This is a genomic window from Sphingomonas sp. PP-F2F-G114-C0414, assembly GCF_003688595.1.
GTDB lineage: Bacteria > Pseudomonadota > Alphaproteobacteria > Sphingomonadales > Sphingomonadaceae > Sphingomonas.
The window spans coordinates 500,230-520,188 of record NZ_RCWT01000012.1 but is presented as its reverse complement, the minus strand read 5'-3'; the positions used below and the strand labels follow the sequence as shown (position 1 = coordinate 520,188).

22 protein-coding genes and 1 pseudogene are annotated in these 19,959 nt (G+C 63.8%); 12 read left to right on the top strand and 11 right to left on the bottom strand.

What is annotated here, in order from left to right; all coding sequences use genetic code 11:
• Positions 1-508 precede the first annotated feature (508 nt).
• A complete protein-coding gene (locus C8J47_RS14410; RefSeq protein ID WP_310886135.1) occupies positions 509-1,027 on the top strand; it encodes a GNAT family N-acetyltransferase in 519 nt (172 codons plus the stop codon).
• On the opposite strand, the gene C8J47_RS18975 is transcribed toward C8J47_RS14410, so the two are convergent.
• Positions 1,010-1,498: a hypothetical protein gene (locus C8J47_RS18975; RefSeq protein ID WP_147454338.1), complete on the bottom strand. Its 489-nt coding sequence runs from the start codon at positions 1,496-1,498 to the stop codon at positions 1,010-1,012. The genes C8J47_RS14410 and C8J47_RS18975 overlap by 18 nt on opposite strands.
• Positions 1,495-2,187, bottom strand: a complete 693-nt coding sequence (locus tag C8J47_RS14405; protein ID WP_121886190.1) for a DUF805 domain-containing protein — start codon at positions 2,185-2,187, stop codon at positions 1,495-1,497. The genes C8J47_RS18975 and C8J47_RS14405 overlap by 4 nt, the downstream gene beginning before the upstream one ends.
• A gap of 317 nt (positions 2,188-2,504) precedes the next feature.
• Here C8J47_RS14405 and C8J47_RS19810 point away from each other — a divergent pair.
• A pseudogene (locus C8J47_RS19810) lies at positions 2,505-2,603 on the top strand (NAD(P)-dependent oxidoreductase); the annotation flags it as partial.
• 332 nt (positions 2,604-2,935) lie between these two features.
• Here C8J47_RS19810 and C8J47_RS14395 read toward each other — a convergent pair.
• The 5 genes from C8J47_RS14395 to C8J47_RS14375 all read right to left on the bottom strand — a co-directional run bounded on the left by C8J47_RS14395 (position 2,936) and on the right by C8J47_RS14375 (position 7,209).
• Positions 2,936-3,817: a GyrI-like domain-containing protein gene (locus C8J47_RS14395; RefSeq protein WP_121886189.1), complete on the bottom strand. Its 882-nt coding sequence runs from the start codon at positions 3,815-3,817 to the stop codon at positions 2,936-2,938.
• Between the two features lie 336 nt (positions 3,818-4,153).
• On the bottom strand, positions 4,154-4,354 hold the full coding sequence (locus C8J47_RS19375; protein WP_121886269.1) for a DUF5818 domain-containing protein: 201 nt from the start codon (positions 4,352-4,354) through the stop codon (positions 4,154-4,156).
• Between the two features lie 13 nt (positions 4,355-4,367).
• Positions 4,368-4,568: a 30S ribosomal protein S21 gene (gene rpsU, locus C8J47_RS14385; RefSeq protein WP_056052371.1), complete on the bottom strand. Its 201-nt coding sequence runs from the start codon at positions 4,566-4,568 to the stop codon at positions 4,368-4,370.
• Positions 4,569-4,856: 288 nt separating this feature from the next.
• The gene (locus C8J47_RS14380; RefSeq protein ID WP_121886188.1) at positions 4,857-5,999 is read right to left on the bottom strand and encodes a PAS domain-containing sensor histidine kinase; all 1,143 of its coding nucleotides are present in this window, start codon (positions 5,997-5,999) and stop codon (positions 4,857-4,859) included.
• Entirely contained in the window at positions 5,989-7,209 is a 1,221-nt protein-coding gene (locus C8J47_RS14375) for a sigma-54 dependent transcriptional regulator (RefSeq protein WP_121886268.1), read from the bottom strand. The genes C8J47_RS14380 and C8J47_RS14375 overlap by 11 nt, the downstream gene beginning before the upstream one ends.
• A 78-nt stretch (positions 7,210-7,287) precedes the next feature.
• Between C8J47_RS14375 and C8J47_RS14370 the strand changes: the two genes are divergently transcribed.
• Genes C8J47_RS14370 through C8J47_RS14350 form a run of 5 tightly spaced genes read left to right on the top strand, consistent with a single transcriptional unit; the run spans position 7,288 to position 14,520 of the window.
• Positions 7,288-8,631 carry an efflux RND transporter periplasmic adaptor subunit gene (locus C8J47_RS14370; RefSeq protein WP_259467564.1) on the top strand — a complete coding sequence of 448 codons (1,344 nt, stop codon included), beginning with the start codon at positions 7,288-7,290 and terminating at the stop codon, positions 8,629-8,631.
• Between the two features lie 23 nt (positions 8,632-8,654).
• On the top strand, positions 8,655-9,365 hold the full coding sequence (locus tag C8J47_RS14365) for an ABC transporter ATP-binding protein (protein ID WP_121886186.1): 711 nt from the start codon (positions 8,655-8,657) through the stop codon (positions 9,363-9,365).
• Positions 9,366-9,413: 48 nt separating this feature from the next.
• Positions 9,414-11,840 (top strand): FtsX-like permease family protein, encoded by a 2,427-nt coding sequence (locus tag C8J47_RS14360; RefSeq protein ID WP_121886185.1) that lies wholly within the window; start codon positions 9,414-9,416, stop codon positions 11,838-11,840.
• 36 nt (positions 11,841-11,876) lie between these two features.
• Positions 11,877-14,300, top strand: a complete 2,424-nt coding sequence (locus tag C8J47_RS14355; protein WP_121886184.1) for an ABC transporter permease — start codon at positions 11,877-11,879, stop codon at positions 14,298-14,300.
• A complete protein-coding gene (locus C8J47_RS14350) occupies positions 14,293-14,520 on the top strand; it encodes a hypothetical protein (RefSeq protein ID WP_310886134.1) in 228 nt (75 codons plus the stop codon). Before C8J47_RS14355 ends, C8J47_RS14350 begins: the two co-directional genes overlap by 8 nt.
• Here C8J47_RS14350 and C8J47_RS19805 read toward each other — a convergent pair.
• Both C8J47_RS19805 and C8J47_RS14340 read right to left on the bottom strand, forming a co-directional pair.
• Positions 14,439-14,693 carry a DUF2461 family protein gene (locus C8J47_RS19805; protein ID WP_404969283.1) on the bottom strand — a complete coding sequence of 85 codons (255 nt, stop codon included), beginning with the start codon at positions 14,691-14,693 and terminating at the stop codon, positions 14,439-14,441. The two genes, C8J47_RS14350 and C8J47_RS19805, sit on opposite strands and share 82 nt — an antisense overlap.
• 59 nt (positions 14,694-14,752) lie before the next feature.
• Positions 14,753-14,968, bottom strand: coding sequence for a hypothetical protein (locus tag C8J47_RS14340; protein WP_121886182.1), 216 nt, complete (start codon positions 14,966-14,968; stop codon positions 14,753-14,755).
• Between the two features lie 130 nt (positions 14,969-15,098).
• Between C8J47_RS14340 and C8J47_RS14335 the strand changes: the two genes are divergently transcribed.
• The 4 genes from C8J47_RS14335 (at position 15,099) to C8J47_RS14325 (ending at position 18,071) form a co-directional block, all read left to right on the top strand.
• Positions 15,099-15,677 (top strand): TetR/AcrR family transcriptional regulator, encoded by a 579-nt coding sequence (locus C8J47_RS14335; protein ID WP_220683382.1) that lies wholly within the window; start codon positions 15,099-15,101, stop codon positions 15,675-15,677.
• 229 nt (positions 15,678-15,906) lie between these two features.
• A complete protein-coding gene (locus C8J47_RS14330) occupies positions 15,907-16,395 on the top strand; it encodes a DUF892 family protein (protein WP_121886180.1) in 489 nt (162 codons plus the stop codon).
• Positions 16,396-16,487: 92 nt separating this feature from the next.
• Positions 16,488-16,616 carry a hypothetical protein gene (locus tag C8J47_RS19585; RefSeq protein ID WP_259467563.1) on the top strand — a complete coding sequence of 43 codons (129 nt, stop codon included), beginning with the start codon at positions 16,488-16,490 and terminating at the stop codon, positions 16,614-16,616.
• A gap of 24 nt (positions 16,617-16,640) precedes the next feature.
• Positions 16,641-18,071, top strand: a complete 1,431-nt coding sequence (locus tag C8J47_RS14325; RefSeq protein WP_183129119.1) for an FAD-binding domain-containing protein — start codon at positions 16,641-16,643, stop codon at positions 18,069-18,071.
• A gap of 43 nt (positions 18,072-18,114) precedes the next feature.
• On the opposite strand, the gene C8J47_RS14320 is transcribed toward C8J47_RS14325, so the two are convergent.
• The gene (locus tag C8J47_RS14320) at positions 18,115-18,492 is read right to left on the bottom strand and encodes a YciI family protein (protein WP_259467578.1); all 378 of its coding nucleotides are present in this window, start codon (positions 18,490-18,492) and stop codon (positions 18,115-18,117) included.
• Between the two features lie 130 nt (positions 18,493-18,622).
• The gene (locus C8J47_RS14315; protein ID WP_121886178.1) at positions 18,623-19,009 is read right to left on the bottom strand and encodes a helix-turn-helix domain-containing protein; all 387 of its coding nucleotides are present in this window, start codon (positions 19,007-19,009) and stop codon (positions 18,623-18,625) included.
• 89 nt (positions 19,010-19,098) lie between these two features.
• Here C8J47_RS14315 and C8J47_RS14310 point away from each other — a divergent pair, with 89 nt between their 5' ends.
• Positions 19,099-19,956: an SDR family oxidoreductase gene (locus tag C8J47_RS14310; protein ID WP_121886267.1), complete on the top strand. Its 858-nt coding sequence runs from the start codon at positions 19,099-19,101 to the stop codon at positions 19,954-19,956.
• Positions 19,957-19,959: the final 3 nt, after the last annotated feature.

Here is a 19,959-nt window from a genome sequence, read left to right as displayed (position 1 = left end):
AGGCACAGCGTCGTACTGAAGGCGGTCGCGGCAGTAATAATCATTGCCTGGGCAACGCTCAACTTCGAGGGGAGGGGCATAGCTGTCTTTCCGATCATGGTAGGAACGCCGGTGCGGCTTTCCAACGGACTCTAGGCCGGGGATTTCCGGCATCCCTCCAATGCGGCGCTGCCGTCGACACGTACGTTGATCGGCGCGTGGAAACGGACCGTCTCAGCGTGGTATTGCGCGGTGCTGAAAGGAGCTGCGGGGGAAATGTGCGCGGCTCCATGATTGCGCGGATGCGTTGCCGATGATTTTTGAAAATCACCAGACTATCAGAAAATCTCGAATTTTGATGTAAACTGGGAATAATTCGGCGATGTGTAAATACATTTGAGGTATAACCATTGATTTCCAAGTAGGTGAATTGAGATCGTCGACCTAGAAATGTCGCGCTATCTAGACTTTTATCGTACGGACCGGCTTTATGGCGACGTGTCCTGTTAGAAACTTGCTAGTGGCCTTGATGAAGATCAATGTAGCGGATATTCAGGCTGGGGACGTGAACCGGCGAGCAAGAGGCACGATGTTCGAAATCCGCAAAGACGATTTATCTGGCGATCAAACCCGTTCCCTGTTGGCGCTGCATCTTGCTGGAATGCATGACACCTCGCCCCCGGACAATGTTTTTGCTCTCGATCTTACAGGCTTGCAGGCTCCGGAAATCACAGTGTGGACGGCGTGGCGTGACGGCCAAGTTGCCAGTGTTGGCGCGATCAAGATGCTGGCCGGCGATGGCGCTGAGGTGAAGTCGATGCGAACTCACCCTGAGTTCCTGCGTCAGGGGGCAGCAGCGGCCCTGCTGGATACGATTATAGATGTTGCGCGAAGCCGGGGCGTAAAACGGTTGAGCCTCGAAACCGGTAGCGGTGCTGCGTTCGAGCCAGCCCTCGCGCTCTACCGCCGTCGAGGTTTCACGAACGGAGCGGCGTTTGGAGAATATAGAGCTACCGCGTTCAACCAGTTTCTACATCTGGATTTGTAGTCTCACGCTCTGAATCCTGAGGTGCCGCGATCGCGCCAGGGCGGCATTTGCTAATGTCCATGCCGGTTCGCTTGACCTCAATCCTGTATCCGTCCGGCAAGTGTTCGCTCTGGGGCATCGCAGTTGCCTCATGAAGTAGCCCGGAGCGTGTAGCGTCCCGCCACTCGGTAGGGCTGCTTGCAAATCACCGGCCGCGCCGCACAGCTTCAAAAAATAGCGGGGATCGCTGATGGAACGAGCGAGGCGTTCAAGAGAATAGCTTGACTTGGGAAACACCCAGCGGGCGATTTCGGCGTTTGACTTGGTGTCGATGCGAAAGCCGCCATGGTTCGGGATCGGCCAGCCTGCAGGACTCCGTTGCAGCGCCGCTGCTCGCTTTGCATCTGCCTTGGAACCTGAGCGCCCGATCTGGATAAAACGGATCAACAGCAACTGTGCGGCTTTCAGCCGCTCGGCGTTGGCCGTGATCATCGCGCGTGTCCTTCGTTGAGCAGGCTGTCGATCTGCGTCGACAGGGCAGTATTATCATTGCCGGATGCTTCACGCTCGTGGTTCATCGATACCTCGTTGCCTGTCGCCTGTATCGCCGAAGTGTCCGGCACGCGCGGCTCGGCAGCGTGCATGCGTGCATCACGCTCGCGGACCAGCGCATTCTGCCATGTAATAACTGCACCGCCCGCGGCGATCCCCGCTGCCAGCAACAACGCAGCTACCATCAGACCCGCCCGCCCATCGGCAGGTCCGCTCGATGTCCATGGTGTGGGCGGGGCGCCATGGTCATTGATACCGCGCTCGCCCGGTCGCAGCCCCAACGCCGCTGTCGCAATTCCCGCGAGCGTTAGCGTTCCCCAGACAATCGCATCGGCATCATGGCCTAACCAGCGCGCGACTGCGGTCAGCACAAGCGCGACCACGCCAGTGGCGACCGTCGGCACCCACCAGCCGCTCTGCCCGCCGTCATGAACGCGGCGCACCGTTTCGGTGCCGATCTTCGCTGCGAATAAGCCTAGCGCGGCGAACACGCTCATCAGCACGACGCCTTCCACCCGAGCTAGCGTTTCGATGCTCAGCCAACCAAACCCCAGCGTCAGCGTCAGCCAAGCGAGCCACCGCAGCGGCGCCGTCCTTGCACGATATGAGAAGAGCCGGACCAGGATCACTGTAGGCTCCCGTTGTCATGGTCGTCAGGCAGTTCTACACTCTTGACCGCAATGAGATAGTGTCGGCTTACAGGCAGCGTGCCGCAGTGCGAACCCGCTCTACGTTCCGTACGCCTACGATGCAGACTTTGACTGAGCTGCCGAGTGATCGCGTGCAAAACGCTTTACTTTTTCTCCATTCGTGTTGCCGCCCAAAGCGCTGACAGAGCATCGCGGGTTTGCGCGATGACTCGCCGGGTGATCGATAGGGCACAGCGCGGTCCGCTGTTCCCCGGCCTTATCTCCAGCAACATTATCAATGATTAGGTCCAAAAGGGTATTTGGTGAATGTCGCGCGTGGATACCTCATAAATGAAGATGCTTTGATTGCTGCACTAGAAACAGGTCATCTTGGCGGGGCTGCTCTCGACGTTTTGCGACGAGCCCGCGGACGCTGGCCGCTGGAAGCGCGTACCAAATGTCCTTTTGACGCTTCATATCACAGGTAAAACAGCGGAGGCCATTGCCAAAATGGGCCGACAACTCCGCGATAACCTCGATACATTCTTTGCCAGCTCAGATTTTCTAGGTTCGGTGAGAACGGAATAATCGGCCTGTCTTTGCAGAATGCGTAAAAAGGGTGGCACTTCCGCCAGCAAGCGGCATCAGGAAGGGGTGATCCTCAATTGTCGTTTTATGATCGAATTTCGGGAAGGGGGCGGCTTGTTTGCTGCGACGGCGCAAAGGATCAATGCTGCCCCTCACCAAGCTACTTTAGTGGCAGGAACAATTCCGCGACTGCCTCATGCTCCGGCACCTCCGGAAAGAAGGCGACGCGCTGGCAGTAGAGTGGAAAATCTCGTGCCTCGTCCCCGCTAGCGGGTAGCCAATCGCGGTAGAGGTACAGCGCGGCCAGCTCCAGATTGTCGGTGTTGCCGACGACGCGCAGCACCGCGCAGCGTCCGCCGGGGATGGTGCCGGCTTCGATCCGCTCGCCGTTTGCCTCGATCGGTCGATCGGTGCCGACGCATAGGTCCATGCGATACTCGGCCGGGGGCGTCGTGCGCGGAGCGGAGTGGAAAACGTTGAATGTCGGGCTAACCGTCGGCGACAGGCCGGTTGCCTTCCGCCAAGCGATGAACCGCTGAATGGTAGCGCCGATTGTTACCGGGTCGCCGCGATGCTCCATGATCGCCACCGGGGTCGGGGCTACGTCGCGGATCGTCACATCGTCGGGTGTGTAGGTGGTCTGCATGAGCTTGCTCCTCGCGTTGTTGAGAGGCCCGAAGGCCGCAAGCCACGGTTCCCAATCGGGAGCCTTACTAAACGACGACGGCGATTGCCCGACCCGTTGCCGGAAGGCGCGGGCAAAGGCATCCGGGGCGTCGTATCCGGCGTCCATTGCTATTTCAGTGATACTCTGTGCGTCCCTGTAAACCAGCCGATAGGATGCACGCTTCATGCGGGCGAGCTGGACGTAGCGATGCACGGATAGCCCGAAGGTCGCCGTGAACTGCCGGTGGAAGTGGAATTTCGAAAAGGCCGCGACGCCGCTCATCGCATCTAGGTCTAGGTCATCGTCCAAATGCTGGTCGATGTGATCTAGTACCCGCTGCATCCGGGCATGGTAATTGCAAAGTGCCGCCTTCATCGTCCTGTCCTCCGTGGCGTCGCTAGCTAGGCGCTCCCGGATATGACGCGCTCGACCGATCTTGCGGTTCTAGCAAGGCTCGCAGTCTTTCCCGCAAAGGCGCGATGATCGAGACGGGGAGGTCATTTTCGGAGTTGATTCTAATCGGGAAATTCAGCTTGCCGTCAGGTAGAGGAAATGCGTGCGCCAATAGCCCGGCCTAGACATGAACGAAGGGCCGAAGTTGGGGAGCTGAAATTACCCCGTGAACGTCCACAATGGTCCAGTCTGCCGCCACAATTTCAAACGACAGGTTACCACGTACGCTGTTTCGAGATCGGATGACGCGCGCTCGCGTTATGCCGGCGCGACGCCGTCGGCGCTGACCAGTCCGGCGCCAATGAGTGTACCGACTAGCCTTACCCGCTTCTCAACCAGGTCCACGGGCGTACGCTGAAGTTCCAGCTGATAGCGTCCGCCTGCGTCGCGGCGCAGGCAGAAGGCACCACCATCGCGTGACAAAGTGCCCGTTTCGTCAATTCGGGTTCCAATTTTCATCGCCAGCTTCCTATCAGCGATCACGTTCCTCGCGCTTGCGATCGGCTTTGCGCGCGCGACTGACTGCGGCTGCATGCTCCCGCGCGCGCTTCTCGGATGGCTTTTCATAATGGCGGCGCAGCTTCATCTCGCGATACACACCCTCGCGCTGCAGTTTCTTTTTCAGCGCGCGCAAGGCTTGATCGACATTGTTATCGCGAACGGTGATCAACATGCGTGCTTGCCCTAACTGTGCCTGTAATCTCGGCTAGGCTCGTTACCGGTGAGCGGGCCGGCTGCCAAGAGAAGTCCGCATGTAAGCGGCATATGCTGCACGCAGAAAACGCTGTTGGGTGCCTCCCTTCGGGACGACGGCTTCAATTTCCGTCATTCAATACGGCTTCAGGATGATTGCACACCGATGAATGAATGGCGGAAGTTGGGAAGGCTAGAACGCGCTACGAATGTCGGCTTATGGTCGATCTGTTGCGCACTATGCCGATGGGTAATGTTGTTCGAAGCGCTAAGCTTGCGGAAGGGTCATGCGAAATATGGTGCCGGGGCCGTTCACGAGCGTGAGGCTCCCGCCATGAGCTAGCGCAATTTGTCGCGCGAGACTGAGGCCGATGCCGTTACCGTCTGGCTTGGTCGTATGAAACGGCCGGAAGACTAGCGTGGAACTAGCCGGAGCGATACCTGCGCCATTGTCCATGACATCGATAACGAGCTCGGCTTTGACATGACTTATCGACAGGTTGACCCGCGCGTCGCTCGATCGCGCCGCTTCTGCTGCATTCTGTAGCAGCGCCCAAAGCGCCTGATCGATCTGATCGCGGTCAAACGACCATGTGAGACCGTCGTCAACCTCAACCGAAAGCGTGGTATCGGGCCAGCGTCCGACGCTTAGCCGCGCGAGATCGTTCGCCATCTCGCGAAGGTTCGTCGGCCTCATTATAGGGCCGGGCAGGCGGGCTAGCGCACGATAGGCTTCGGTGAAGCGCTGCAATCCCTCGGCACGACGGGCCAGCGTGCAGAGAATCTCACGCAGGAGGTCGATATCGACGCCCGGCCGGTCGACGGCCGTCACCCCACTTTCGGCAAGCGAGGCGATCGGCGCCAGGCCGTTGAGCAATTCGTGGCCCAGCACCTGGATCATTTCGGTGGTCGCGCGCGCTTCGGCCACGCGCTCCTCCTGTTCGATATCGATCAATGCGGCTACGGCGCGATGGTCCGATATGGTGACGCGGTCGATCCGCCACCGTCGGCCTTCGTGGTTCAGATGCGTCACACCCGGTTCGGCCAGCGCTGCGGGGATCGGCAGGATGCGATCGTTGGTCGCGAACAGCGTGCGCGCGGCACGGTTCAGCGCCCGAGTCGCGTTGCCCTCGATGCCGAGCAGCGGGGTGGGCGCGGCGTCGAGCAGGACGCGCAGCACCATAGCGTCGACGTCCGCTTCGGTTGCGGCCGATGGCTGCGGAGCGGCCCGCGGACGGACGACCGCCCACCAGACGAGCGTCGCCAGCCATGCCGCGGTCAGCGTTGCGCCCGTCAGCAGGCCCCAAAGACCGATCCGCCATGCCGTCGCCCCGGCGATGCCGGACGCGACGAGACCCAGGCTTGCCAGGATCGCGGACAGGCCCCTGTTCGCAGGCGGTCTAAAGCCCATAGCGCGCCATGCGACGATACAGCGCGCCTCGGCTCAGCCCGAGCGCGGTGGCAGCATGGGTAACGTTGTGGCGATGCTCGCGCAGCGCCGCCTCGATCAGCGTCCTTTCGGCATCGGTCAGATCGAACGCTGCATCGGGTAAACCGGTAGCGATTAGCGCATCGGCCCGCGGCGGAGCGAGTATCGCAGCGTCTATGATGCCGCCATCCGACAGAAGCACGGCGCGCTCGACGCTAAGTGCCAGCCCGCGCACATCGTCGGGCCACACGGTCGCGCGGATCGCGGCGACGGCTGTTTCGCTCAACGTCGGCTCTGGTTGACCGAACCGGTCCGCAGCAACGCGGGCGAAATGCCGAGCTAGTAATACGGCATCGTCCTCGCGAGCGGCGAGCGGCGGTACGCTGACTTCAACGGTGCAGAGCCGCCGCCGCAGCGCCGGCGTCAGCGGAAACCCGGTCTTGGCAATCGCGATGCAGCGCACGCCGGGCGGGATGCGGTCGATCAATCGCGATTGGGCGACCGTGTCGAGCTGGTCGGGATGGCGTAGGATGGCGGTGCCTTTGGCATCGTCGAGCCGTACCCATGCTGCCCCGTCGCGCAGGTCGATCCGCATCGGCGCCGTATCAGCGTGCGGCGACGCGGCGTGGATCGCGAGCGCCGTCAGCGTCCGGCCACTGCCTGGGGCGCCTGTGACGGTGACCCCTGCCGGAGTCGGAGCGATCCGGCGAACGAGGTCGCGCAGCCGGTGCATCGCTGCGCTTTCGCCGAGCAACCGCGCCGGCTCGTCGCTGTTGGCAGAGCGGGGCGTTCCCGTGCTGACGGTCGCACCACGAGCCATGGCTCCCTCGACCTTGGCGATTAGCTCGGCGTTGCGCCACGGCTTCATCATGAAATCGCTTGCGCCGGCCTGCATTGCCGCGACCGCGATCCGTATGCCGCTATGGGCGGTGATGATCACGATGCGGGCGTTCGGATCGTCGGACATGATGCGAGCGAGGCAGGCCATCCCTTCGCGGCCGCTCGATTCACCCGCGCTGAAATTCATGTCGAGCAGGATGGCATCGTAGCGGCACGCAGCGAGCCGAGAGAAGGCATCTTCCGGCGTCATCGCGACATCCAGCCGGTGTCCTGCCATGCGGAATACGATCTCCATCGCCCGAGCCACCGCCTGATTGTCGTCGACCAGCAGGATGGTGGCGGCAGTTGACATACCCTCGGACCGTCCATTGGTGGACGGTGCGTCCATTTTCGAACGGCCGCCCGGTGGTGCATTCATGTTAAGCGGCTGATGCATAACGATTTAGTCTTTCAGCCGGTGATCGGCGACACTGGCACCATGATGCCCGAACAGCCCGTACACGCAACTGCTTCTGCCAGCCCATCCGCGGGCGCGGCAATGGACCGCCGCGTCGACCGGCATGCGACGCCTTGGTGGCGCAACCCGCGCGTGCTGATCGCGGTGGCGCTGATCGTTGCTGCGGCGTTGGTGTGGCGGTTCCTGCCGGCCAGCGGATCGACCGACATGGCCGCTGCCGACGTCGAGACCGGCATCGTCGAGCGTGTACCGTTCGCCGACTATTTGCCGGTGCGCGCCACCGTTGCGCCGCGCGTCACGACGCTGGTCGGCGTGTTGTCGGGCGGGCAGGTCGAAAAGTTGCTCGTACAGGACGGTACGATGGTCGTCGAAGGTCAGCCGCTCGCAACGCTCGCCAACCCGACGCTCAAGCTTGACGTGCTGACCCGTGAGGCACAGATCGCGAGCCAGCTCGGCAGTGTCGCGGGTGAGAATCTGGGGATCGAGCGTAACCGCCTCGAGCGCGCCGGCCAGATCGCACAGGCGAACTACGACCTGATCAAGGCCCGACGCGAACTGGGGATTCGCCAACAGCTGCATGACAAGGGCTTTGTGTCGGATGCGGGGGTGCGGAGCTTCGCCGAGGAGGCGGCGTACCAGGAAAAGCGCCTCGCGCAGTTGCAATCCGGCGGCGCGGCGGAGGCGCGGATCACGGCCACGCAAGGCCAACGGCTCGACGACACGCGCGGTCGCCTGGAAAGCAACCTGTCGGCGGTGCGTGCCGGTCTGGATGCACTAGTGATTCGTGCGCCGGCGGGTGGGCGGTTGACCAACTTCACGATCCAGCCGGGCCAGACGCTCAAGGCTGGTGACCCTGCGGGGCAGGTCGACAGCGAAGGCTCGTGGAAGCTCGAAGCGGACGTCGACGAATACTATCTCGGGCGCGTCGCGGTGGGGCAGACGGCGACGGCGGGTGACGCACGGCTGCGCGTGTCGAAGGTGTTGCCGGCGGTGAAGGACGGGCGTTTCCGCGTCGAACTGACGTTCGTGTCGGCCGCGCCGGCTGGGCTCAACCGCGGCCAGACGCTCGACAGCCGGATCACGCTGGGCAGCACCGCCCCCGCACTCGTCGCGCCGGTTGGCGGCTGGCTGGAATCGGGCGGCGGCGCGTCTGTCTTCGTGCTCGACGCCGACAGCCGTCACGCCCGCCGCCAAGCGGTCAAGACCGGTCGGCGCAATCCCGAACAGGTCGAGATCCTGTCTGGCGTGGCCACCGGCGACCGCATCGTCACCTCCGGTACCGCGACCGTGAAGGGCGACATACTCAACCTCCGCTAGACCTATCCTCCGAAAGGCTTCACGTGATCCATCTTGAGAATATCCAGCGCCGCTACGTCTCCGACGAGGTCGAGACGACCGCGCTCGCCGATATCGACCTGCACGTCGAGGCGGGCGAGTTCGTCGCGATCATGGGCCCGTCGGGGTGTGGCAAGTCGACACTACTTAATACGCTCGGCACCGTCGATCGTCCGACCGGGGGCAAGTATCTGTTCGACGATCGCGATCTCGCCGCGCTCGACGAAAAGGCACTGGCGCAGTTCCGCGGCGCCACGCTCGGTTTCGTGTTTCAGAGCTTCAACCTGATCGACGAACTGACGATCGAGGAGAACGTCGCGCTCGGGCTGGCCTATCGCAAGGATGATGGCGGCAAGAAGAGCGGGGCTGGCAAGGGGATTGGGGACCGGCGGGCGCGAGTCGCCGCTGCGATGGACAAGGTCGGCATCGCCCACCGTGCACGGCATTATCCACACCAACTGTCGGGCGGGCAGCAGCAACGCGCCGCGATCGCCCGCGCGATCGTCGGAGCGCCCAAGCTGATCCTCGCCGACGAGCCGACCGGCAACCTCGACACCGCCAATGGCGAGCAGGTGATGAATATCCTCGCCGGACTGAACGACGAGGGCGCGACGATCATCATGGTTACGCATTCGCCTAGCCACGCAGACATGGCGAAGCGCCGCATCGACATGCTCGACGGTCGCATCGTCGCGTCCGCTGCGCGCGCGCTCTGAGCCAACCTCTCGCTCGACCATCCCCTTGTTCGAAAGGTCACGCGCGCGATGAACCGTTTCGCCCTGCTCTCGCTCTACCGGTCGCTCACGCGTCACAAGCTGCATGCCGCGCTCAACATTGGCGGGCTCGCGATTGGCATCGCCGTGTTCCTGGTTCTGAGCCTGTATGTCCGGTTCGAGACGAGCTTCGAGACGTGGTTGCCGCGACACCGGGGCATCTATGTCGTGCAAAGCGCGCTCCATCTGCCGGGCAACGCGTTCAACGGCGCCTATCCGGGAACCATGTCTGGCATGCTCGAACAGATGCGGCAGGATTTCCCCGGCCTCGTCGGCACGCGTATCCGCGGCGGCAAGGGCGGCGGCACCGTGTTGCGCGGCGACGACGCCACCAAGGAGGATGTCGCGCAGGTCGATGCGACGTTCTTCGACGTGTTCGACCTGCCGATGGTGCGCGGCGAGGGCGCGCGAGCGCTGACCGATCCGGTTGCCGCGCTGGTCAGCCGCTCCGCCGCGCGCAAATTCTTCGGCACCACCGATCCGGTCGGGCAGACGATCCGGATCGCGGTCGATGCACCCGCCAATTACCGCGTCGCGGGCGTGTTCGAGGATCTGCCGGCCAACACCGATCTCCACTTCTCGATCCTGCTGCCGATCCCGCGCACGCCGCCGCCCGCCGAATGGGCATGGTATAAATGGGGCACCGCGTCGCTCTGGACCTATCTGCGTTTCGAGACGCCGGGTGCGGCACAGCGGTTTCAGCAGGCGCTGCCGGCTTTCATCAAACGCCATGCGGGACAGGATCTCGGGCCGGCACCGACCGATATCTTCTCGCTGCCGCTGATCCCGATCGCGGCCGCGCATCTGCGACCGGTCGGCGAGGAGAGCGGGGCACGCAAGCTGACGGTTGCGACGCTCGGCATTGTCGGGGTGCTGACGCTGCTGATCGCGATCGTGAACTACGTGAATCTCGCCACCGCGCGGGCCAGCCTGCGTGCGCGAGAAGTGGCGATGCGCAAAGTGCTGGGCGCCAACCGGGCCGCGCTGATCCGTCAGTTTCTAGGCGAGGCGATCGCCACCGCTGCGCTCGCCGCCCTGCTCGGCCTGATCCTTGCCGAACTCGGCCTGCCGTTCGTTAATGCGGCGGCGGGGCTGGCGCTCACGATCCCCTATGCGCCGGTCGTGCCGTCGCTGGCGGTTGTGGTGCTGATCGTTGGTCTGCTCGCCGGGTTTTATCCTGCGCTGCTGTTGTCGCGCTATCCTGCCGCAGCGGTGCTCGCGTCGGCGCGCGCGCCTGGCGGGGGGCGCGCAGGAACGCATCTGCGCGAGGCACTGGTAGTGTTCCAGTTCGGCCTAGCGATCGCGTTCGTCACCGGCACGATGATCCTCGCTGCGCAGACCGCGCATGTCCGCAAGGCGGATCTCGGTTTCCGGCGCGATGGCCTGCTTACCGTCCCTTCGTTGCTGGACAAGGCGATCTGGCCGGCGCGCGCGACCGCGATCCTCGCGGCGATGCGCGCGCTGCCCGGTGTCGAGTCTGTCGGTGTCGGAGGCACCGGACCGGGCGGCGACGGTACCGCCAATATCGACGTGATCGACATGCCGGGACGCCCCCCTCCGGGCCTGTCGGTCGCCACGATTATTGCGGGCAAAGGCTTCTTCCGCACCTACGGCGTCACGCTACTTGCCGGACGTCTATTCGACGATGTCCACGGCGCGGACGATTCGAGCGACTGGAAGGCGTGGCCGAAGGGGCGAAATATCGTCATCAACCGCAAGGCCGCGGCGGCGCTCGGCTTCCGCTCGCCGACCGAAGCGATCGGCAAAACGGTCGGCGGCGGCATGCCCCGCACGATCATCGGCGTGATCGACCAGCTCCGCTTTTATGCGCCACGCGCACCCGACCAGGCGACGTATTACGTCTATTATCGCGATATGCCGCCGACCCCGGTAGCGGCGATCCGCTACGCGGGCGACCGCAAAGCCGTCATTGACGCGGTGCGCGCGACATGGCGCCGGCTCGCGCCCGAAGTTCCGTTGTCGGTCGAAACCGCCGACCAGCGGCTCGCGCCATTCTACGAAGCCGACGATCACGCCGCACGGTTGTTCGGGATCGGTGCAGGGCTGGCGGTGCTGATCGCCTGTGTCGGGCTATGGGGCCTCGCCTCGTTCAACACGACGCGGCGGATTCGCGAGATCGGCATCAGGAAGACGCTCGGCGCATCGTCCGCCGACATCGTCCGGCTGTTGATCGGCCAGTTCCTGCGGCCCGTACTGATCGCCAATCTGGTCGCGTGGCCGCTTGCCTTCGTCGCGATGCGGACGTGGCTGGCCGGGTTCGATGACCGGATCGCGCTGTCGCCGATCTATTTCGTCGGCGCCAGCCTGCTCGCGCTCGCGATCGCGCTGATCACCATCGTCGGCCAGTCGGTCCGTGCCAGTCGTGCCGCGCCCGCCTGGGCCCTGCGCCATGACTGATCCCGTCGCCATCTCCTCTCGTTCGGATCATCCGCAATGAACCGCTTCGCCCTGCTCTCGCTCTACCGGTCGCTGACCCGCCACCGGCTTTATGCTGCGCTCAACATCGGCGGGCTGGCGGTAGGGATCGCCGTCTTTCTCGTCCTCGGGCTCTATGTCCGGTTCGAGACGAGCTTCGAGAAATGGCTGCCGCGCCACGACGGAATCTATGTCGTGCAGACGGTGTGGAACCTGCCGGAAAGCCCCGTCAACGGTGCCTATCCGAACACGATGGGCGGTCTGCTGGACCAGCTGCGTGAGGACTTTCCCGGTATCGTCGGCACGCGGATCCGCGGCGGCGAGAACGGGGGATCGGTGATCCGCGGCGGTGTCGCGACGGCCGAGGACGTCGCGCAGGTCGATGCATCGTTCTTCCGGGTATTCGACCTGCCAATGGCGCGGGGCGACGGCCGCGCCGCGCTTGCCAGCCCAACCAACGCGCTGATCGGTGAGAGCGTGGCGCGCAAATATTTCGGCACCGCCAACCCCGTCGGTCAGACGCTGACGATCGCGACGGATGCGCAGACCAACTACCAGATCGCCGGCGTCTTCCGCGACCTGCCCAAGACCAGCGACCTGCGGCTCTCGATCCTGATCCCGCTACCGCGGACCCCGCCGTCGGAGAGCTGGTTCCACTGGGGCAGTACGTCGCTCCAGACGTTCCTGCGGTTCGATACGCCGGCCGCCGCGCGCGCGTTTTCGCAGACAATGCCGTCGTTCGTGAACCGGCGAGGCTTGGCGGATCTCGGCAAGAATGCGTGGGACACGCAGCGGATCGCCGTTCTGCCGATCGACCGGCTTCATCTCGAGCCGACCGGATCGCAAAGCGCCAGCCGCAAGATCACCGTGGTGACGCTCGGGCTGGTCGGGCTGCTGACGCTGGTCATCGCGGTCGTGAACTACGTTAACCTGGCGACCGCACGCGCCGGTCTGCGCGCACGCGAGGTGGCGATGCGCAAGGTCCTGGGTGCGGACCGCGCCACGCTGGTTCGCCAGTTCCTGGGGGAGGCGGTGCTGACCGTGATCTTTGCGGGCCTGACCGGGCTGATTCTCGCCGAGCTCGGACTGCCGCTGGTCAATGCGGCCGGAGGCCTGTCGCTGAGCATTCCCTATGCGCTCGTCGTGCCCGCGCTGGCGGTGCTTGCGGTGGTGGTGGGGATTCTCGCCGGCTTCTATCCGGCGGTGCTGCTGTCGCGGTTTCCCGCGGCGGCGGTGCTGGCGTCGGCGCGTTCACCAGGCGGCGGCCTTGCCGGAACCCGCACGCGCGAGGCGCTGGTCGTGCTGCAGTTCGCGCTGGCGATCGCGTTCATGATCGGCACGACGGTGCTGGTCGCGCAGACCCGTCACGTCCGCCAGTCCGATCTCGGCTTTCGGCGCGACGGGCTGCTCGTGCTCCTGTCGATGCGCGACAGCCTCGTCGACAGCGCGCAGCGTCGCGCGGTCATCGCGGCGGTCCGCGATCTTCCAAGTGTCACCGGTATCGCCGTTGGCAATACCGCGGTGGGCGGTAGCGGCGAAGACAATAGTGACAACGTACCCTTGCCGGGCGTTGCCGGTCCGGGACCGTCGCTCCGCTGGTCGATCGTCGGGCCGGCGTTCTTCCGCGTCTACGGCACGCGTTTGCTAGCTGGCCGGGTCTTCGACGAAGCGCATCGCACGGACGACGATCCGTCCCGCGCAAAAGGGATGCCCATAGCCATCGTCATCAACCGACGCGCGGTCGCTGTGCTGGGCTTCCGCTCGCCGGAGGATGCGGTCGGCAAGACGGTTGGCGGCGACCGGCCGCGGACGATTATCGGCGTGGTCGACGACATGCGCTTTTCCTCGCCTCGCGAACCCAACAGCGCGGCCTACTATATCTATTACCGCGAGCCCGAGCGTACCGGCACGGCGGTCGCCTCGATCCGCTTTGCGGGCGACCCCCGCGCGATGCTCGACGCGGTGAGGAAGGTCTGGCAGCGGACCGTGCCGCAGGTGCCGTTCGCCGCCGACACCGCCGATACCCGCCTGAACGCCTTTTACGAGACCGACGACCGCGCCACGCGGCTCTTCGGCATCGGCGCAGCGCTGGCGGTGCTGATCGGTTGCGTCGGGCTGTGGGGTCTGGCCTCGTTCAACACCGCGCGGCGGATCCGGGAGATCGGGATCAGGAAGACGCTCGGCGCGTCGTCCGCCGATATCGTCATGCTCCTGGTCGGCCAGTTTCTCCGCCCTGTGCTGATCGCCAACGTCATCGCATGGCCGCTCGCCTTTGTGTCGATGCGGACGTGGCTGGCCGGCTTCGACGACCGGATCACGCTATCGCCGCTCTATTTCGTCGGCGCCAGCCTGCTCGCGCTTGCGATCGCAGTGTTGACCGTGCTGGGCCAGTCGCTCCGCGCCAGCCGTGCTGTGCCGGCTTGGGCGCTCCGCCATGACTAAGTCGCTGGCGTTGATCGGCGTGGCGTTCCTTGCTGCACCGGTTTCGGCGGAAACCCTGCGCGAGGCGATAGCGACGGCCTATGCGACCAACCCGCAACTCGGCGCAGCACGCGCCCACCAAGAAGCGCTCGCCGAGAGTCAGAAGCAGGCGCGTACGCTCGGTCGCCCGACCGTGTCCCCCGACGCGGGCGCGGGGTATGACCGGTTGGGCCGCATGTAGCGGTGGATCCGCGAGACGCACTTCTTCGGATCGAGATCGAGCCCGGCCACCGCCTCGTCGTAGCGGGCGGCGGCGTCGATCAGCGTCGCCGCGACGTCCGTCAGGTTCTCGAGCGCTGTATCGTAGCGGTCGCGGTGCGCCTCGAACCATTCCTTGTCATTGTTCTTGCCCAGGTCGCGCAGAAACTTGAACGTAGCGGCAGCGATCGTCTGGATTCTCCTTGTGGGGATGGTTAGGCGCCGGTGGCGGAGACGGCGACCACGGGTTCGACGGCGCGGAAGAGGACGCTAGCGATCTCCGGATCATATTCGTTGGCGCGATCGATCGGGTCCTCCTCAAGCGCGAGATGATCGTCGCGCGCGGCATGCATTGCACCGCGATGTGCAGCGACCCACGCCTTGGTGTTGTCGCCCGAATGTTTGGCGAATAGGAGCGCCCGATCGACCATCGCGCAATAACGGACGGTATCGTCCTTTGTTGCAATGCCGGGTGAATGGACTAACTCTGACGCTATGGCCGACGCTCCTCCGACAGATCGCCCGCGTAGAGGCCGCCCCCGCGCCGAAGATCGCGGGCTTGTGGATGAGCGCGTCCTCGACGCCGCGACCGCGCTGTTTCTCGAACAGGGGTTTGGGCGGACGACGCTGGACCAGGTCTCGGAACGATCGCGGACGGGAAAATCGACGCTCTACGGCCGGTATGCGAACAAGGAGGCCTTGTTCGCCGCGGTAGTGACGCGGTCGATCGACGCAATGTTCGACGATCTGAAAGCCGCCCCGTCCGATGGCGACGTGCAAAGCCGGCTGCGTCATCTCGGACGTGAGCTGGCGCGGGTGATGCTCGATGCGCGGTGTGTCGCACTGATGCGGATTACCGCGGCAGAGGCCGGCAACTTTCCGGCGTTGGCGACGCTCGGGTATCAAAAGAGCTTCGACGGCACGGCGCGCTTCGTCGCGGAGGCGATCGTCGGTCCGGACGGGAGCGGGTCGGTCGAGAGTGCCCTGCCGATCGCCTGCCGGTTCGTCGAACTCGCGCTTCAGCCGATCAGTTTCCAGGCGACCTTCGGCGTCGATCCCGAACTGCTGAAAGAGCATGTCGGTCGTCATGTCGATGACGCGATCGTGCTGTTGACCACGACCGGTTTGCTCAAAAGCTGACGACGCTCTCGGGCGACAGCGCAGTCGGAAGACTGTTTTCAGGGCTTATTTCTATCACCCCGGGAACCATGATCGCGCCGACGCGTCTTTAATGGACGAAACCCTCCGTTAATTGACGGCGGCGATCGCATTTCTTCACCCGACCCTTTCAACGCGTTTTCGTCCGTCGTTCCGTCCGTGATTGCGGCACGGGACCGGCGTGCGCGGGGGCACAGTTCAAGGACGCACGATGTCTAAAGCAGCCTATATGGAATGGTACAAAGCTGGCTCGCATGCCGTACGCTCGGCGTGCGAGCAGGGTATCGCGGCCGCGTCGAAGGCCGAGCAGCACTTCACTGACAGCGATGCCAAGGCGCTGGCTGGCGATGGCAGGACGATGCTCGAACGGCACCAGAAGGCGTTTGTCGGCTTTCTTGCGGACATCGGTGAACAGCCGAACGACTTCGTCGATCAGATCATGAAGGGTATCGGCGAGGGCGTCGGCCTGTCGCTCGAGGCGGCAGAGGAACCCGAGATCGATGTCGCGCTGGTGACGGGTGAACAGACCGGGCTGCACTATTTCATCGCAGCCTATGGCGCCCATGGTGCCGCTGCCAAGGCGCTCGGGATGCCCGCGCATGCCGAGACTCTGGAGCAGATGATCGAAGAGTGCCACGCGCTCGACCGCCGCTACACCGATGTCGCTGAAGCCAGCGTCAATCCAGCGGCGGCGGCCTAACGACCTTCCAGTCCGAAGAGCACGGATGCTGTCGTCCCATGCAGTGCGGTGGGCCGGCAGCATTCGTTTCATCGATCCACGAGGATGAATTCATGGTGATGCCACAGATGATGCAGGCTGCACGACTGTACGATGTCGACTCCGACATGCAGCTCGAAGAGATGGTGAGAAAAGCCGAATGCAGCGGCGGTTTCACCAACTTCGTCGTCAATCCGAACTGACGGGTGCCGACGATGCCAACGTCCTTGCCTGGAAAGATCCTAGTCCTGCTGGCCGAGGATTTGCGACTGGAAGACAATCTCGCCTTCGCCTTGGCATCGGACCCCAACGGCGATGGACTGGCGGTTCTCCGCATTCTTCCCGAAGCGCGAGGCCGGCCCCTGCGTACCCAGCACCGGCGGGAGATCGAGGATGCGGCTGAGATCCGTCTCGGCAAGCAGCTGGGCGACAGGGGCATCGCGTTCGAAATCGTGGGTCCTGAAGACGACATATCGTTGGTGCAAGCCTGCCGTCGGTTGGGGTGCACATCCGTCATTCGCAACGCAGTCGACGGCATGGCGATCGAAAACGCGTATCGTTGGGAGTGGGAGCGGGAGTTGGCGGCTGCGAACATTCCCTTCCTGACGGTCAACGGGGAGATGATCCGGCGGCTGGGTCCGGGCGGCGCAAAACCCGACCGTCCGTTCCTGTCGGATGACCGGGAGGTCGAATCCGACCGCTTGCCTGACGATCACCCGATCTTGCTGCTGCGCGCGTTCCTGCTTGCGCTTCCGGATCGCAATTATCTGGCCGACATGTGGATACCAGGTCGGGACCGGACGAGTTCCAGCCAGCTCTCGACCCATTTTGCCGCGGGAACGCTGTCGAGCGACCGTGCGACATGGGAAACCATCAAGGCCGAACGCGCCTGGAACGCGGCCAATCTTGGGCAATCACGGACGCCGGAAGGTGCGTCGTTTCGCCACTTCCGGAGCAGGGTCAGCATGAGGACGGGGTTTCTGACGACGTTCTCCCGATACCAGGACACGACGCCGCCGCTGGCCTCGACTCCGGCGCAGATGGAGCGGGTCCGGGCATGGCGAGACGGTCGCACCGGCATCCCCATGCCCGACGCCGCAATGCGGGAGCTGGCTGGCACCGGGTGGATCAATTTCCGGCTGCGGCAGCTGGTCACGTCCTACGGCGTTCAGCTTCTTCAGCTCCCCGCGGCGGAGGTCGGCGGCGCGCTTGCCGAGATGTTCGACGACTATGAGCCCGGCATCACCTGGCCACAGGTCGGCCTGAACGATGGGACGATCATGCAGGATCGCGGTCCGCGCATCCTCAATCCGGTCAAGCAAGGCCGCGATCTCGATCCGTCCGAGACGTACGTCAGGCGGTGGATCCCCGAACTGGAACCGGTGCCGGTCGGTTTCGGACACGAACCGTGGCTCTGGCTCGACAATCCACTCCCGGCCCCGATCGTCGATCACAAAGCCGCCTTCCGCGATGCCCGAGCCCGATGGGGGAATCAAAAGCAACGTCTAAGGCCACGTGAAGATGTGCTCCTTACTCACGGGGGTGACCATCCTGAGGGCGGCAGCATGCAAATGGTGACCATCAGGATACTAGCCGGAACTATGGATTTGCAGCTGCCATCTGTCTTGAAGTTTGATCGTTTTGGAGAAAGGCGGTGATGCAGCCCGACGGCAGCTATCGCACACGCCTCTCCGACGACTGCTATAACGCTGATCTACCCAGTCCCTGCCGTCCAACCTGATGAACGAGTGGCTGAAGTCCGGAAGTCGATAGGTAAATCTGCGGCGACAAGAGGCTAGCTGGCCTACAACCGTTAGCTTTCACCTTGGGTTGCCGCGCCACGTTGAAAACACCGGCGTTCAATTGCGCGTCTTCAGATGGGGCATCCAAATGCTCGTGACGTCCGATCCCGTTTCGCACGATCGGATCCAGCGCGGTGATTGCCTCGATGTCCTGATCGTCCTCAAGTCGGCACAGCGAAACGCCATAGCTGCCGTCGGGATCGATCACCGGGCCGTGCGCCACGATCTGCCCTTTGGCGAGCAGGTCGTCGAGCAATGCGCCGTGCTGCCCATCGATGTCTTTTGTCGTCGGTCATCGTCGCTAGGAATCCGCGCGGGGCGGCAGGTATTTGCACAGCTGATATTTCATCGTTGGTATCCTTCAAATTGGTGAACTGCTCGGCGCAGGCGGTGCGCGAGATGCCACGCTATTCGGTCCTTGCTTGGCCACCGGTAAGCTCGGGCAGAGTGTCTTCGATCCAGTCGGCCAGCGCCTGTACGAGGAGGGCGGCCTGTTGGCCTTGCTCGGTCAGCGCATAGTCAACGCGGGGCGGTACGACCGGGAAGCTTTGGCGGCGGACGAGCCCGTCACCTTCCAACTGCTTCAATGTCTGTGAGAGCATGCGTTCGCTGACACCGACGATCTTGCGGCGCAGGTCGCTGAACCGGAGCGTCCCCGGTAGCAGCGCGATCAACGCCAGTGTGCCCCAACTGCTCGTCACGTGCCGCAGGATTGCGCGCGAGGGGCACCGCGGCGCGAACACGTCGCCGCGTTCCATCCGATCGGCGAGGCGCGTGGACGATGCGGTGGTCATTTCTAAAACTAACCTTTTTGTGCGTACTTCTCTTTCGTAAGTTAGGCGCTTACCTCGCCTTCATCAACAGCGTGAAAGTGGAGAACATCATGTACGCAGTCACGGGAGCTTCCGGCCAGCTTGGTCGCCTGGTCATCGACGCCCTTCTCCGGACGGCCAGGCCATCCGACATCGTCGCGCTCGTACGCAATCCCGCCAAGCTGAGCGACCTTGCCGCACGCGGCGTCGTCGTGCGGGCATTCGATTATGATGCGGCGGATACGCTCGAGCCCGCGCTCACCGGGGTCGAGCGGCTGCTGCTGATCTCCTCGAGCGATGTCGGTTCGCGTGAGGCGCAGCACAAGGCCGTGATCGCCGCGGCCAAGACGGCAGGTGTCGGCTACATCGCGTACACCAGCATCCTCCATGCCGACGCCAATCCGATGAATTTGGCGGTCGAGCACCGCGCGACCGAGGTCGCGATCAAGGCAAGCGGCCTGCCGTACGCGATACTCCGTAACGGCTGGTATACCGAGAATTACGTCATGTCCGCCGCGTCCGCGATCGAGCATGGTGCACTGGTCGGTAGTGCAGGCGACGGCCGGATTTCCAGCGCGAGCCGCGAAGACTATGCCGATGCGGCGGCGGTGGTGCTGGTCGATGGATCCGCCGAGACCCGGGTGTTCGAACTTGCCGGGGACGATGCGTTCACGCTTGCCGAGTTCGCTGCTGCGATCGGCGAGGTCGCGGGACGCCCGGTCGTCTACCAGAATCTACCGCAGGACGATTATCGCCGGATCCTCGAAGGCGCCGGCCTCCCAGCACCGATCGCCGACATGCTCGCAGAAAGCGATGCAAAGGCGGCGAACGGCTCATTGTTCGACGACGGCCGGGCGCTCAGCGCGCTTATCGGTCGCCCGACGACGCCGTGGCGGACGACGCTCGCCGACGCATTGAAGGGCAAGTAAGGC

Coding starts and splice junctions, on each gene's coding strand:
- C8J47_RS14410 (WP_310886135.1), top strand. CDS start 509: ATGAAGATCAATGTAGCGGATATTCAGGCTGGGGACGTGAACCGGCGA.
- C8J47_RS18975 (WP_147454338.1), bottom strand. CDS start 1,498: ATGATCACGGCCAACGCCGAGCGGCTGAAAGCCGCACAGTTGCTGTTG.
- C8J47_RS14395 (WP_121886189.1), bottom strand. CDS start 3,817: ATGAAGGCGGCACTTTGCAATTACCATGCCCGGATGCAGCGGGTACTA.
- C8J47_RS19375 (WP_121886269.1), bottom strand. CDS start 4,354: ATGAAAATTGGAACCCGAATTGACGAAACGGGCACTTTGTCACGCGAT.
- rpsU (WP_056052371.1), bottom strand. CDS start 4,568: ATGTTGATCACCGTTCGCGATAACAATGTCGATCAAGCCTTGCGCGCG.
- C8J47_RS14380 (WP_121886188.1), bottom strand. CDS start 5,999: ATGGGCTTTAGACCGCCTGCGAACAGGGGCCTGTCCGCGATCCTGGCA.
- C8J47_RS14375 (WP_121886268.1), bottom strand. CDS start 7,209: ATGTCAACTGCCGCCACCATCCTGCTGGTCGACGACAATCAGGCGGTG.
- C8J47_RS14370 (WP_259467564.1), top strand. CDS start 7,288: ATGCATAACGATTTAGTCTTTCAGCCGGTGATCGGCGACACTGGCACC.
- C8J47_RS14360 (WP_121886185.1), top strand. CDS start 9,414: ATGAACCGTTTCGCCCTGCTCTCGCTCTACCGGTCGCTCACGCGTCAC.
- C8J47_RS14355 (WP_121886184.1), top strand. CDS start 11,877: ATGAACCGCTTCGCCCTGCTCTCGCTCTACCGGTCGCTGACCCGCCAC.
- C8J47_RS14350 (WP_310886134.1), top strand. CDS start 14,293: ATGACTAAGTCGCTGGCGTTGATCGGCGTGGCGTTCCTTGCTGCACCG.
- C8J47_RS14340 (WP_121886182.1), bottom strand. CDS start 14,968: ATGGTCGATCGGGCGCTCCTATTCGCCAAACATTCGGGCGACAACACC.
- C8J47_RS14330 (WP_121886180.1), top strand. CDS start 15,907: ATGTCTAAAGCAGCCTATATGGAATGGTACAAAGCTGGCTCGCATGCC.
- C8J47_RS19585 (WP_259467563.1), top strand. CDS start 16,488: ATGGTGATGCCACAGATGATGCAGGCTGCACGACTGTACGATGTCGAC.
- C8J47_RS14315 (WP_121886178.1), bottom strand. CDS start 19,009: ATGACCACCGCATCGTCCACGCGCCTCGCCGATCGGATGGAACGCGGC.
- C8J47_RS14310 (WP_121886267.1), top strand. CDS start 19,099: ATGTACGCAGTCACGGGAGCTTCCGGCCAGCTTGGTCGCCTGGTCATC.